Annotated in this window: 10 protein-coding genes and 1 pseudogene; 3 read left to right on the forward strand and 8 right to left on the reverse strand. The window is 69.2% G+C overall.

What is annotated here, in order from left to right; genetic code table 11:
- Nucleotides 1-132 precede the first annotated feature (132 nt).
- Together dop and arc are read right to left on the reverse strand one after the other, a co-directional pair.
- Nucleotides 133-1,644 carry a depupylase/deamidase Dop gene (dop, locus tag R4Z63_RS06195; protein ID WP_384453416.1) on the reverse strand — a complete coding sequence of 504 codons (1,512 nt, stop codon included), beginning with the start codon at nt 1,642-1,644 and terminating at the stop codon, nt 133-135.
- Nucleotides 1,645-1,904: 260 nt separating this feature from the next.
- Nucleotides 1,905-3,671, reverse strand: coding sequence for a proteasome ATPase (gene arc, locus R4Z63_RS06200; protein ID WP_030655926.1), 1,767 nt, complete (start codon nt 3,669-3,671; stop codon nt 1,905-1,907).
- 264 nt (nt 3,672-3,935) lie between these two features.
- On the opposite strand from arc, the gene R4Z63_RS06205 reads away from it, so the two are divergent.
- A complete protein-coding gene (locus R4Z63_RS06205; protein ID WP_384453413.1) occupies nt 3,936-4,256 on the forward strand; it encodes a ferredoxin in 321 nt (106 codons plus the stop codon).
- 4 nt (nt 4,257-4,260) lie between these two features.
- Here R4Z63_RS06205 and R4Z63_RS06210 read toward each other — a convergent pair whose 3' ends face one another.
- The 3 genes from R4Z63_RS06210 to R4Z63_RS06220 form a co-directional block, all read right to left on the reverse strand.
- Nucleotides 4,261-4,854: a hypothetical protein gene (locus R4Z63_RS06210; RefSeq protein ID WP_384453410.1), complete on the reverse strand. Its 594-nt coding sequence runs from the start codon at nt 4,852-4,854 to the stop codon at nt 4,261-4,263.
- A 198-nt stretch (nt 4,855-5,052) separates the two neighbouring features.
- On the reverse strand, nt 5,053-5,949 hold the full coding sequence (locus R4Z63_RS06215) for a tRNA (adenine-N1)-methyltransferase (protein ID WP_030833375.1): 897 nt from the start codon (nt 5,947-5,949) through the stop codon (nt 5,053-5,055).
- 18 nt (nt 5,950-5,967) lie between these two features.
- Nucleotides 5,968-7,101 carry a site-2 protease family protein gene (locus tag R4Z63_RS06220; protein WP_106967660.1) on the reverse strand — a complete coding sequence of 378 codons (1,134 nt, stop codon included), beginning with the start codon at nt 7,099-7,101 and terminating at the stop codon, nt 5,968-5,970.
- 223 nt (nt 7,102-7,324) lie between these two features.
- On the opposite strand from R4Z63_RS06220, the gene R4Z63_RS06225 reads away from it, so the two are divergent.
- Entirely contained in the window at nt 7,325-8,212 is an 888-nt protein-coding gene (locus tag R4Z63_RS06225) for a RecB family exonuclease (protein ID WP_384456617.1), read from the forward strand.
- Nucleotides 8,213-8,390: 178 nt separating this feature from the next.
- Nucleotides 8,391-9,062: a response regulator gene (locus R4Z63_RS06230; protein ID WP_037925788.1), complete on the forward strand. Its 672-nt coding sequence runs from the start codon at nt 8,391-8,393 to the stop codon at nt 9,060-9,062.
- Between the two features lie 122 nt (nt 9,063-9,184).
- On the opposite strand, the gene R4Z63_RS06235 is transcribed toward R4Z63_RS06230, so the two are convergent.
- The 3 genes and pseudogenes from R4Z63_RS06235 to R4Z63_RS06245 all read right to left on the reverse strand — a co-directional run bounded on the left by R4Z63_RS06235 (nt 9,185) and on the right by R4Z63_RS06245 (nt 13,749).
- Nucleotides 9,185-10,768 (reverse strand): ABC transporter substrate-binding protein, encoded by a 1,584-nt coding sequence (locus R4Z63_RS06235; protein ID WP_037925786.1) that lies wholly within the window; start codon nt 10,766-10,768, stop codon nt 9,185-9,187.
- A 71-nt stretch (nt 10,769-10,839) separates the two neighbouring features.
- A pseudogene (locus tag R4Z63_RS06240) lies at nt 10,840-12,445 on the reverse strand (ABC transporter substrate-binding protein).
- 602 nt (nt 12,446-13,047) lie between these two features.
- Nucleotides 13,048-13,749: an HAD family hydrolase gene (locus R4Z63_RS06245; protein WP_037925781.1), complete on the reverse strand. Its 702-nt coding sequence runs from the start codon at nt 13,747-13,749 to the stop codon at nt 13,048-13,050.
- Nucleotides 13,750-13,796 lie beyond the last annotated feature (47 nt).

Raw genomic sequence — 13,796 nt, forward strand, 5'->3', positions numbered from 1 at the left:
CCCCGGGATTCGGGATCTCTCAAGATCAGACCCTATGTCGGACCCTATAGGGAGGGCCCGGCATTCGTCCTCGTACTTTCACAACGTCCGGTTCTCCTCATGATTCCCGGACCGGCGGCCTTTCAGCCGCGCTCACTGCCCCGAAAGCACCCGGACCAGGTCCTCCGCCGTGCGGCAGCGGTCCAGGAGCTCCTTGACGTGCTTGCGGGTCCCCCGCAGGGGTTCCAGCGTCGGGACCCGCTGGAGCGAGTCCCGGCCCGGGAGATCGAAGATCACCGAGTCCCACGAGGCCGCGGCCACGTCGTCCGCGTACTGCTCCAGGCAGCGGCCGCGGAAGTAGGCCCGGGTGTCCTCCGGAGGCTTGCTCTGAGCCCGCTCCACCGCGGACTCGTCCACCAGCCGCTTCATCTTGCCGCGGGCCACCAGGCGGTTGTAGAGGCCCTTCTCGGGCCGTACGTCCGAGTACTGGAGGTCCACCAGGTGCAGCCGCGCCGCGTCCCAGTCGAGACCGTCCCGGCGCCGGTAGCCCTCCAGGATCTCCCGCTTGGCGATCCAGTCCAGCTCCCCCGACAGGCTCATGGGGTCGCTCTCCAGCCGGCCCAGCACGTCCTCCCAGCGGGCGAGGACATCCTTGGTCTGCTCGTCCGCGTCCGAGCCGAAACGCTCGTCCACGTACTTCCTGGCCAGCTCGAAGTACTCCATCTGGAGCTGCACGGCGGTCAGTGTCCGGCCGCTGCGCAGCGTGATCAGGTACTTCAGTCCGGGGTCGTGGGAGACGTGGTGGAGGGTGCGTACGGGCTGGTCGACGGCCAGGTCGACGCCGATGAACCCGTCCTCGATCATGGACAGGACGAGCGCCGTGGTGCCCAGCTTGAGGTAGGTGGAGATCTCCGAGAGGTTCGCGTCGCCGATGATCACGTGGAGCCGGCGGTACTTCTCGGCGTCGGAGTGCGGCTCGTCCCGGGTGTTGATGATGGGCCGCTTCAGGGTGGTCTCCAGGCCGACCTCGACCTCGAAGTAGTCCGCACGCTGGCTGATCTGGAAGCCATGCTCGCGGCCGTCCTGGCCGATGCCCACGCGTCCCGCCCCGGTCACGACCTGGCGCGAGACGAAGAAGGGGGTCAGGTGGCGCACGATCTCCGAGAAGGGGGTCTCCCGCTTCATCAGGTAGTTCTCGTGCGTGCCGTAGGAGGCGCCCTTGTTGTCGGTGTTGTTCTTGTAGAGGTGGATCGGCTGGGCCCCGGGCAGCTGGGCGGCCCGTACGGCGGCCTCGGCCATGATCCGCTCGCCGGCCTTGTCCCAGAGCACGGCGTCCAGCGGGTTGGTGATCTCCGGGGAGCTGTACTCGGGGTGCGCGTGGTCGACGTAAAGACGTGCGCCGTTCGTCAGGATGACGTTGGCGAGGCCGATGTCCTCGTCGGTCAGCTGGCTGCTGTCGGCGGCCTCGCGGGCGAGGTCGAAGCCGCGGGCGTCCCGCAGCGGGTTCTCCTCCTCGAAGTCCCAGCGGGCGCGCCGCGCCCGGTGCATCGCCGCCGCGTAGGCGTTGACGATCTGGGACGAGGTGAGCATGGCATTGGCGTTCGGGTGACCGGGGACGGAGATCCCGTACTCCGTCTCGATCCCCATTACTCGCCGTACGGTCATGCGGCCCTCCTTGCCCGGCGGCGCCCCTGACGGGGGCGGCGCTCAAGTACCGCTGGTGCTCCGGTGCGTGTGACTGTGCGGTGCCCGTCCCCGCACTGCGCGACCGGCGGTATGGAAGAGCCTAGAACCACTGCGCGCTCGTGGGGAGATCATTTCCGTCATTGAATCTGCCCTGTCACCGGCTGGAATACGGCCGGTAAAGCGGTCGGTAAAGCAGTCGGCTGCGGACGCCCCGGGAGGGCATCCGCAGCCGCTCCGGGTCAGAGGTACTGACCGGTGTTCGCCACCGTGTCGATGGAGCGTCCGGTGTCCGCGCCCTGCTTTCCGGTGACGAGGGTACGGATGAATACGATCCGCTCACCCTTCTTGCCGGAGATCCGGGCCCAGTCGTCCGGGTTGGTGGTGTTGGGAAGGTCCTCGTTCTCCTTGAACTCGTCCACGCAGGCCTGGAGGAGGTGGGAGACCCGCAGGCCCTTCTGGTTGTGTTCGAGGAAGGCCTTGATGGCCATCTTCTTGGCTCGGTCGACGATGTTCTGGATCATCGCGCCCGAGTTGAAGTCCTTGAAGTAGAGGACTTCCTTGTCGCCGTTGGCGTACGTGACCTCGAGGAAGCGGTTCTCCTCGGTTTCGGCGTACATCTGCTCGACGACGGTCTGAATCATGCTGTGGACGGTGCCGGCCGTGGAACCCTGGTGTTCGGACAGGTCGTCCGTGTGCAGGGGCAGCGAGGCCTTGAGGTACTTCGCGAAGATGTCCTTCGCCGCCTCGGCGTCCGGACGCTCGATCTTGATCTTCACGTCCAGCCGGCCGGGGCGCAGGATCGCCGGGTCGATCATGTCCTCGCGGTTGGAGGCGCCGATGACGATGACGTTCTCCAGGCCCTCCACGCCGTCGATCTCGGCGAGGAGCTGCGGGACGATGGTGTTCTCGACGTCCGAGCTGACACCGGATCCGCGGGTGCGGAAGAGGGATTCCATCTCGTCGAAGAAGACGATGACGGGGGTTCCCTCGCTGGCCTTCTCACGGGCCCGCTGGAAGACCAGGCGGATGTGCCGCTCGGTCTCGCCGACGTACTTGTTGAGGAGCTCGGGGCCCTTGATGTTCAGGAAGTACGACTTCCCCTGGGCCTGTCCGGTCACCTCGGCGACCTTCTTGGCAAGGGAGTTGGCGACGGCCTTGGCGATGAGCGTCTTGCCGCAGCCGGGCGGGCCGTAGAGCAGGATGCCCTTCGGGGGCCGCAGTTCGTGTTCCTTGAACAGGTCGGGGTAGAGGTACGGGAGCTCGACCGCGTCGCGGATCAGCTCGATCTGGTCGCCCAGGCCGCCGATCTTGTCGTAGTCGATGTCGGGCACCTCTTCGAGGACCAGGTCCTCGACCTCGCTCTTGGGGACCACCTCGTAGACGTAGCCGGAGCGGGGTTCGAGCAGGAGGGCGTCGCCGGGGCGGATGGTGATGTCCAGGAGCGGCTCGGCGAGCCTCACCACCCGTTCCTCGTCGGTGTGCCCCACCACCAGGGCGCGCTCGCCGTCCTCGAGGATCTCCTTGAGGGTGACGATGTCCCCGGCCCGCTCGAATTCCATGGCCTCGACCACGTTGAGGGCCTCGTTGAGCATGACCTCCTGGCCGCGCCGGAGGTCTTCCGGGTCGACGCTGGGGCTCACGTTCACACGGAGCTTCCGGCCTCCGGTGAAGATGTCGACGGTGCCGTCCTCGTTCGCCTGGAGGAACACACCGAAGCCTGCCGGCGGCTGTGCGAGCCGGTCGACCTCCTCCTTGAGGGCCACGATCTGGTCCCGGGCCTCACGGAGGGTATTCGCCAGCCGTTCGTTCTGTGCGGAGACGCCGGCCAGATTTGTCTGGAGCTCGACGATCCGCTCTTCGAGAATCCTCGTGTGTCGCGGAGAGTCGGCGAGCTTACGTCGCAGGACGGCGATTTCCTGCTCGAGATAGGCAACCTGGCCGGCGGGGTCCTCGGACCCTCGCGCGGGCCGGATGCCGCGGTTGATGTCGTCGTCGTGGGCTGCCACGGTCCTCACCTCCTCCAAGGGGAGCTGGACGCTTCCTGACCCTACCTGGGCTGGTGGTGATTGAAACCCCTAGATCACAAAGACGATAGAGGTGTGTCCGATCTTCACCCTTGCGTACTCCCTCACGCCAAGGAAATACCCACCCATCAAACTCGGGAAGCCGCCGGTTGTAAGGTCGAAGTGTTCAACACCCGTCAGGGCCCGCGCGACTTGTTGCGGGTCGTGACCGGGATGGATCACTCACCGCAGGAAACGGCAGGAGATATGACCGTGCAGCAGGACGCTCCGACGGGCGGCGCCAGCGGGACCGGCGAGCCGCTCGAGGTCTGGATCGACCAGGACCTCTGCACCGGGGACGGCATCTGCGCGCAGTACGCGCCCGAGGTGTTCGAGCTGGACATCGACGGTCTGGCGTACGTGAAGAGCGCGGACGACGAGCTGCTGCAGGAGGCGGGGGCGACCACGCCGGTGCCGCTGCCGCTCCTCCAGGACGTGGTCGACTCGGCGAAGGAATGCCCGGGTGACTGCATCCACGTAAGGCGCGTTTCGGACGGGGTGGAGGTCTTCGGCCCGGACGCGGAGTGATGTTTCAAACACTCCTGGCGGCCGAGTCCGTCAGCTCCTGGCGGAATTTTCCGTCGCTCCAGCGCCACTTGGCGAGCTGCTTCTTGTCGGGGCAGCAGCGCGGGACCTCGGGGCCCGAGTAGCCGAGGAGGCGCGCGGTGACGGTCCGGTCGCGCACGGTCAGTTCCGTGGCGGTCCGGCGCTGGGGGGTGTCCAGGAGGGTGGCCACGACCCGGGGGCGGGAGCCCTCGGCCGGCCCCTGGGTGAGTACGTAGATCGCGTGCGGCGGGGTGCCGGAGCCCGCGTCGCAGCGGACGGCCGCCACGGTCTCGGGGCGGCCGTCGCCGTCGAGGTCGCCCTGGGCGGTGGCGGTGACGGTCTGCGACGTGCCCTTACAGTCGAGGGGGTAGGTGACGGCCGCGGCGTCGGGGGCGACGGCCTGCGGGCCCTCCCCAGCGGGCTCCCGCCCGGCCGCCGGGCTGCCCGTGGCCGGCTGTACGAGTCCCGCTGCGGCTATGACGGCGGCCATGGCGGTGGCCGTGGTGAGCCAGTGGAGGAGCCTGGTCCGGGTGTGGGCCAGGGGGTCCGGGGTTGCCAGCGTGGCGGGGGTGTGCAGCACGCGGGGTGTCTCCTGTGCGAAGGGTGACGGGGAGCCAGCATCGTGCCACACCTCACACGGGGGTGGAACGGCAGGGTCCGGGTCGGTACGAAGGCGACGCGGAGACAACGAAAAGGCGCTGCGGCGCAGTTCCCCCTGTGCCGGGGGAACTGCGCCGCAGCGCCGTCGTGTTGGGGCTGCCGCGGGGGTGGAGGGACCCTACGCGGAGCGGTCGCTGCCGGGACCTTCGTAGTCCTCGCCGTAGGCGCCCTTGGCGGGGCGGCGGCGGCGCATGGGGGGCTCGACGCCGTCCGCGAGGCGGCGGGCGGTGACGAGGAAGCCGGTGTGGCCGATCATGCGGTGGTCCGGGCGGACCGCGAGGCCTTCGACGTGCCAGTTGCGGATCATCGACTCCCACGGCTGCGGCTCGGCGAAGCAGCCGATCTCGCGGATGGACTCGACGGTCTTGGACAGCTGGGTGGTGGTGGCCACGTAACAGCAGAGGATGCCGCCGGGGACGAGGGCCTTGGAGACGGCCTCCAGGCACTCCCAGGGGGCCAGCATGTCCAGGATGACGCGGTCGACGTCGGTGTCGGACAGGTTGTCCTGGAGGTCGCCGACGGTGAGCTGCCAGGCCGGGTGGGGTCCGCCGAAGTAGCGTTCCACGTTGGCGGTGGCGATCTCGGCGAAGTCCGCACGGCGCTCGTAGCTGTGGAGCATGCCCTGGTCGCCGATGGCGCGCAGCAGGAAGCTGCTCAGGGAGCCGGATCCCACGCCCGCCTCCACGACGCGTGCGCCGGGGAAGATGTCGGCGAAGGCCAGGATCTGGCCTGCGTCCTTGGGGTAGACCACGGCGGCGCCGCGGGGCATGGACAGGACGTAGTCGGGGAGCAGGGGGCGCAGCGCGAGGTACGCGACGTTCCCCGTGGTACGGACAACACTGCCTTCGGGAGCACCGATCAGCTCGTCGTGGGGGAAGGAACCCTTGTGGGTGTGGAAGTTCTTCCCGGCTTCGAGCGTGAACGTGTAGTGGCGGCCCTTGGGGTCGGTGAGCTGAACCTGGTCCCCGACCTTGAAGGGCCCGCGTCGGCGGGCGGCACCGGTCGGTTCGGACATGTGACCAGTGTATTGGCTTCAGGACCGGGGCCGTGCCATGGCCTTCACGAAGGCCTTCTCGACGTCGAGGGTGGACAGGACGCCGTAGATGGCGCCGTCGGGTTCGAGGACGAGGTATTCGGTGGCGGGGGCGGCGCGGAGGTGGTCGAGGAGTTCTTCGCCGGTGAGTTCCGCGGAAACCTTCATGCCGTCGGTGAGGTCCTGGGCGAGGGTGCTGACGGCGACCCAGGGGCGGCGGTGTTCGGGTACGGAGGCGATGGCGCTCTCGCGGACGATGGCGGTGGCGTCTCCATGACCGTCGACGACGACGAGGGCGCGGGCTCCGGCCTCGTTCGCGCGGCGGAGGGCTTCGGAGAGGGGCGTGGCGCTCTCGACGGGGATGGCGCGCCGGGTGAGGCTGCGGGCGCGCAGCTCGGGGAGGTGTTCGCGCAGCCGGGCCATGCGCAGGCTGTTGCCGGCTCCGGTCCAGATGATGGCGGCCAGGATGGCGGCGAGGAGGGCGTCCATGACGGTGTCCATGCCGCCGATCTCCTCGGTGCGGTTGCCGAGGAGTCCGGTGTGGGTGAGCAGGGGCAGGCCGAGCAGGACGGCGACGGCGAGGGCGCGGCCGACCCAGGCGGCGGCGATGGTGCCGGCCATGGGTTTGCCGGTGATGCCCCAGATGACGGCGCGGAGCATGCGGCCGCCGTCGAGGGGCAGGCCGGGGAGCAGGTTGAAGGCCGCGACGAGCAGGTTGGAGATCATCAGGCCGGCGAGGAGTACGCCGGGGACGGTCGCGGGGTCGACGGCCTTCATGCCGAGGTAGAAGCCGCCGGCGAGGAGGAGGGAGAGCAGCGGGCCGACGGAAGCGAGGACGAACTCGCGGCCGGGGGTCTCGGACTCCTTCTCGATCTCCGAGACGCCTCCGAAGAACTGGAGCTGGATGCGGCGTACGGGGAGTTTGAAGCGGAGGGCGGCGACGGTGTGCGCGAGTTCGTGGACGAGGACCGAGGCGTAGAAGGCGACCGCGAAGAAGAGGGAGACCAGGTAGCGGACGGGTCCGAGGTCGGGCAGGACGCGGTCGAGCTGGTCCCCGAAGACCCAGGTGATGAGGGCGGCGACGAGGAACCAGCTGGGAGAGACGTAGACGGGCACGCCGAAGGGGCGGCCCATGAGGAGTCCGCCGCCCGGTCCCGGGCGCCGGTCATCGCGCCCGCCGGTCTGGTCGGTGTCTGCCACGTCTGTCCTTCGTTCGGTGCTGGGGGTTCATGTGTGGTTCTGGTCGCGTTCGGCACGGTGTGCGCGGTGCCCGGTGATGCTCCGATCATGCAGTGCGAGGGGGCCCGGCGTCGATGGTATGCGCGTGCTGTCCGTGGCGGGTCGTAGGGTTTTGTGCATGACGACGAGCCCCGGTGCCGTGCCTGGCGCGGCCGAAGCCGCGAGCCCCAGTGCTGCGGCACCCTCTTCGCTCTCTCCTTCCCGGGCGAGCGATTTCATGCAGTGCCCGCTGCTGTACCGGTTCCGGGTGATCGACAAGCTGCCGGAGAAGCCGAGCGCGGCGGCCACCCGGGGCACGCTGGTGCACGCGGTGCTGGAGCGGCTCTTCGATCATCCCGCGCAGGAGCGGACGGCGCCACGGGCGAAGGAGCTGGTCCCGGGGCAGTGGGACCGGCTGCTCCGCTCGCGGCCGGAGCTGGCCGAGCTGTTCCCGGAGGGCGATGAGGGGGCGGCACTGACGCGGTGGCTGACGGAGGCGGAGGCGCTGGTCGAGCGCTGGTTCACGCTGGAGGACCCGACGCGGCTGGAGCCGGTGGAGCGGGAGTTCTTCGTGGAGACGGAGCTGGAGTCGGGGCTGCGGCTGCGCGGGATCATCGACCGGGTGGACGTGGCGCCGACGGGTGAGGTGCGGATCGTCGACTACAAGACGGGGAAGGCGCCGCGGCCGGAGTACGCCGAGGGTGCGCTGTTCCAGATGAAGTTCTACGCGCTGGTGGTGTGGCGGCTGAAGCGGGTCGTGCCGCGGCGGCTGCAGCTGGTGTACCTGGGCAGCGGGGACGTGCTGACGTACGACCCGGTGGTGGCGGACCTGGAGCGGGTGGAGCGCAAGCTGCTGGCGCTGTGGGAAGCCATCCGGGAGGCGACGCTGACGGGTGAGTGGCGGCCGCGGCCGACCAAGCTGTGCGGCTGGTGCGACCACCAGGCGTCGTGTCCGGAGTTCGGCGGCACTCCCCCGGTGTACCCGCTGCCGGTCGTGCCGCGGCCGGCCGGGGCTCCGGAGAGTTAGGCCGGGCACCGCAGGGCCGGGCACCGCGGTGCCGTGTACCGCAGGGCCGGCGCGCCCGGTCCGGCCGCCGGGCTCCGGGGCCGGGGCGGCCCGGCCGGGGGCGGGATTCCTTGATCGTCGGGTCAGGGCAGAATGGGCGTGCCCGCCGAAGCCGTCCGACGAATACGAGGTATCGCCCGTGGCCATCCGCGTTCTGCTGGTCGACGACCAGCCACTGTTGCGCACCGGTTTCCGGATGATCCTGGAGGCGGAGCAGGACCTGGCGGTGGTCGGCGAGGCCGGGGACGGCCTGCAGGCGCTGGACCAGGTGCGGGCGCTGCAGCCGGACGTGGTGCTGATGGACATCCGGATGCCGCGGATGGACGGGGTCGAGGCGACGCGCCGGATCACTGGTCCGGGCCGGGACGGTCCGGCGAAGGTGCTGGTGCTGACCACGTTCGATCTGGACGAGTACGTGGTGGAGGCGCTGCGGGCGGGGGCGAGCGGGTTCCTGCTGAAGGACGCGCCGGCGGGCGAGCTGGTGCAGGCGATCCGGGTGGTGGCGGCGGGCGAGGCGATGCTCGCGCCGAGCATCACGCGGCGGCTGCTGGACAAGTACGCGGGGCACCTGCCGTCGGGCGAGGACCGCGTCCCGGACACTCTGGGGACGCTGACCGAGCGCGAGCTGGAGGTGCTGAAGCTGGTGGCGCGGGGCCTGTCGAACGCGGAGATCGCCGCGGACCTGTTCGTGAGCGAGACGACGGTCAAGACGCACGTGGGGCACGTCCTGACGAAGCTGGGGCTGCGCGACCGGGTGCAGGCGGCGGTGTACGCGTACGAGAGCGGTCTGGTGCGCCCCGGGGCTCAGTAGCGCGGTGCCCGTTCCCGGCGGTCGCGGCGGCGGCCGCCGGAACCGCCGGGAACGGGCACGGGGCCGCACGCGCGGGGAACCCTGCGCGTGCGGCCCCGTGCTGTGTCCGGGGGCGGCCCGGATCAGCCCTTGCTGATCTCCCAGAAGCGGAAGACGGTGGAGGCGTCCAGGGACCACTGCAGGCCGTTCACGTTCTGGCGGGTGACGGCGTACTGCTTGCCCTGCCAGAGCGGGAGGATCGGGAGCTCGTCGGCGACGATGTCCTGGAGCCGGTCGTAGTCGGTGTTGGCCGCGGTGCGGTCGGACTTCGCGGAGGTCGACGGGATGATCGTCCCGGTGATCTCCTTGTTGTCGTAGTTGTTGTTGAGGACGTTGCCCGGGCCGAAGAACGGCTGGGTGAAGTTGTCCGCGTCCGGGTAGTCGGGGACCCAGCCCTTGACGTAGATCCCGTACTTGCCCGCCTGGATGTCCTTCTCGTACTGCTCGTACTCGACGGACTTGACGTCGGCCTCGAAGAGGCCGCTGTCGTTGAGCTGCTTGGCGATGACCTCGAACTGCTGGTCGGTGGAGGGGCCGTAGCGGGACGGGGTCGAGTACAGGGTGACCTTGACCTTGCCGTTGATGTTCGCGGCCTTGAGGACGGCCTTGGCCTTCTCGGGCTGCGGGGTGCCGCCGTAGCGGTCGAAGAACGGCGTCGTGTGGCCGGCGATGCCGGTCGGCACGATGGAGTAGAGCGCGGTGGCGGTGCCGGCGTAGACGTCCTTGACGAGGGCTTCGCGGTCCACGAGGTAGGCGATGGCCTTGCGGACGGGGAGCTTGCCGACGACCGGGTCGTTCACGTTGAAGACCATGTGCTCGACTTCGGCGCCGGTGCCCTGGACGACGTCGACCCTGTCGTCGCCGGTCTTGGTGGAGGCGAGGGCGGCGATGTCCTTGGCGGCGAGGCCGCGGAAGGCGAAGTCGACGTCCCCGTTCTCCAGGACGGTCTTGAGACCGGCCTGGTCGCCGTTGAAGAACTTCAGCGTGACGCCGGTGTTCTTGGCCTTGGCCTTGCCGGTGTAGGAGCCGTTGACCGAGAAGGTGGCGCTCTTGTCGCTGAAGGAGTCGAGCTTGTAGACGCCGGAGCCGACGGCCTTGTTGTCGGTGCGGAGCTTGTCGGCCGGGTACTCGCGGTGGTCGACGATGGAGCCCGCACCCGAGGCGATCTTGCTCGGGAAGGTGGCGTCGGAGTTCTTCAGGCGGAAGACGACGGTCTGGTCGTCGGGGGCGTCGATGCCGGCGATCGAGGCGAGCATGACGGCGGGGCCGTTCTCGTCGTTGATCTTCAGCGTGCGCTCGAAGGAGTACTTGACGTCCTTCGAGGTGAGCTCGTTGCCGTTGCTGAACTTCAGGTCGGGCTTGAGGGTGCACTTGAAGAGCTTGCTGTCGCCGCCCTCGAAGCCGCAGCTCTGCGCCGCGTCGGGCTCGGGGGTGGTGCCGCCCTTGGGGAAGCTGAGCAGCGACTGGAAGACGTTGTTGAAGAGCAGCCAGGAGCCCGGGTCATAGCCGGACGCCGGGTCGGTGGACTTCACCTTGTCGGATATGCCCATGACCACGCCCTTGCCGCTGCCGGCATTGGAGCCATCGGTCGAACCGCAACCGCTGAGCAGCGCGGCAGCGGTGGCCGCGCCGAGCGGGGCCACCAGCCACTGGTTACGTCGATTCACGCGAACGTCCTTCACAGTCGAACTGTTTCGTTGCGCCGGCCCGCGACATCCGCTGCCGGTCTCTGCCTTGCTCAGCCGCTTACGCCGCGGCCGAGCTCCCACAACTGGAGGTCGGAGATGGCGTTGACCGACCACTCCACTCCGGTGATCCCGTCGCGCGCGGCGACGTACTGCTTGCCCTGCCACAGGGGCAGGACGGGTACGTCCTCGGCGACGATGTCCTGCATCTCCGTGATCGCGGGGGCGGCGACGTTACGGTCGACCGCGCGCCGGGATTCGGGGAGGAGCCTGGTGCGCACCGCGCTGTTGGCGTACGGCGTGCCCCAGGAAGTTGTCCTGCTCCAGGAACGGGGCGAGGAAGTTGTCGGCGTCGGGGTAGTCGGGGAACCAGCCGAGCCCGTAGGCGGCGTGGTCGCCCTTCTTCTGCGCGGGGCGGAAGTCCGCCCACTCGCTGCCCTGGACGGTGATGTCGAACAGCTGGGTGGAGTTGAGCTGGGCCTTGAGGGCCTCGAACTCGGCCGCGGTGCCGTCGCCGTAGTGGTCGTTGGTGTAGTGCAGGGTCAGCTTGACCGGGGTCTTGATCCCGGCCTCCTTCAGCAGCGCGGCGGCCTTGGGCGTGTTGGCGTCGCCGTACTTGTTGTAGAAGGAGTTGACGTGGCCGGTCACGCTGGTGGGGACCAGCGAGTAGAGCGGCTGGGCGGACTTGCCGTAGACCTTGGAGATCAGCGCGCTGCGATCGACGGCGGCGGCGAGCGCCTGGCGCACGGCCTTGTCCTTGACGACGGGCGCGTCGGTGTTGAAGCCGAGGTAGCGGATCTCCAGGCCGGGCATCGGGACCAGCTTGACGCCCTTGGGCGGCTTGACGCTGAGCTCGGTGATCTGAGCGGGCGACAGGGTGCGGGAGACCATGTGGATCTTCCCGTCCGTGAGGGCCTTGCCCATGGCCTGGGAGTCGGGATAGGTGCGCAGCTCGACCTTGTCGTTCTGCAGCTTGATGTCGCCCTTGTAGCGGGGGTTCTTGCTGAAGACGGCACGGACGAGGCGGTTCTCCTTGACCTCGGCCTTCATGGTGTAGGGGCCGGAGCCGTCCACCACGAAGCCCTCGCGGAGCTTCTTGGCGTCGTAGTCCTTCTCGCTGACGATGCCGGCGGCGGGGGTGGAGAGCTTGAAGGGGAAGGTCGCGTCCGGGGTCTTCAGGTGGAACACGACGGTGTCCTCGCCCTTGACCTCGACGTTGTCGAGGGTGGAGAGCAGCGAGGAGGGGCCGTTCTCGTCCTTGATGGCGAGCACGCGGTCGATGGAGAACTTGACGTCCCGGGCGGTGAGCGGGTCCCCGCTGGCGAACGTGAGCCCGGGGCGCAGCGTGCAGCGGTAGCTCTCGTTGCGGGAGTCGGTGAAGCGGCAGGCGGAGGCCGCCTCGGGGACGGGCTGACCTCCACCGCGCGGGGTGTGCATGAGCGTCTGGACGGTCTGGCGCAGGATGTTCCAGGCGCCGGCGTCGTAGGCGTAGGCGGGGTCGAAGGGGGCGGGGGCGAACTCTGCGGCCTCGAACCGGTCGGTGGTCCCGACGACGATCGCCGCGGATCCTGCTCCTCCGCCGCTCGCGGTGCCGCATGCGGCCAGCGCGGGGGTGAGCAGTCCGGCCGCGGCCGTCAGCACCATGGTCTTGCGGTTCATGCTGGAAGTACTCCCTGTAACCGGCACTTGCTCAAAGCGGCGTGAAGGGCACTTCGCGGCGGTCGCCCGTTCTGGGCGGAACGATCGGGCCGGTGGTTGTGACGATCGGTCCACGCGGTCCGGCACAGGGGTGTGTGTCCGGGACGCGGCTGGGTGCGGCGCAGTGCCCGGATCGACACTAGTGGTCCAGGGCGGGATGGCTGGAACTGGCCGGACTTGATGCGTAATCGCACCGTGATCGGAGCGAACTGCCTGTTCACAGGCAGGGCTCCGCAGATTCGGTCAGGGGCTGATCAATGCGGACACATGGGAAGCCCAAAGGGCCCCCTGACAGGCCCGTCGAGGGTGTGGCGCGTGACCAAGGTCACCCTGCGCAACGGCCTCATAGGGGATGGAATTTCAGCCTCCAGGCCCCCCGACGGAAGATCCTTCCGTCGAGACGCAACCCAACGCCATTCCATTCGGCACGGAGCGTACTCAGAGGATTCCGGTGCGTGGTGATGCATACCGATGTAGGTCACTGCATGCCGATGTGTCCCGTTGGGTGGCGGGCACCGGACCGGAGCCGGTCCGGGCGGCCGGACCGGCTCCGGTCGTCACTCTCAGTTCATGGGGGCGACGAGGGAGCGCAGGAATGCCAGGTCGACGTCCTCCAGCGAGCGGACGACCGTACGCCCCGGAGCCGGTTCGATCACGCCGACCGACGGGACGGCCACGACCTGGCAGCCGGCGGCCTCCGCGGCCGCCACACCGGTGCGGGTGTCCTCGATGACCGCGCAGCGTGAGGGGTGGGCACCCAGCGTGCGGGCCGCGAGCAGGTACGGGTCGGGGTGCGGCTTGGTGCGGGCGACTTCGTCGCCCGCGACCGTCATGGTGAAGCGGTCGCGGCCGAGGGTGAGCAGGACCTGGTCGATGACCCGGCGGTGGGAGGCGGAGACGAGGGCGGTGGGCACGTTGTGCCGGGCCAGTTCGGCCAGCAGCCGCTCGGCGCCCGGCATGAGCGGGACCCGGTCGGCGATGCGGGCCTCGAAGCGCTCGTTGAGCAGGACGCTCAGCTCGGCGACGGTGATGGCGGCGCCGGTGGCCTCGATCAGGAAGCCGGCACTCCGCGTCATCGGCCCGCCGACGACCTCGTCCCGCCAGGCATCCTCAAGCCGGTGCCCGAGCTCCCGGAAGACCTCCGCCTCGACCTCCCACCAGAAGCCCTCGGTGTCGACCAGGGTGCCGTCCATGTCGAGCAGCACCGCCTGCAGGGCCGAACCGTCGGCCGTGCGGGTGACCGGGGCGGGAACGGTGCTCGTCATGCGCGTGCCTCTCGGAAGGGACGAGAAAGCCGGTCGCCTCTTCCCGC

The sequence above is a fragment of the Streptomyces sp. PL-29 genome (genome assembly GCF_058344425.1).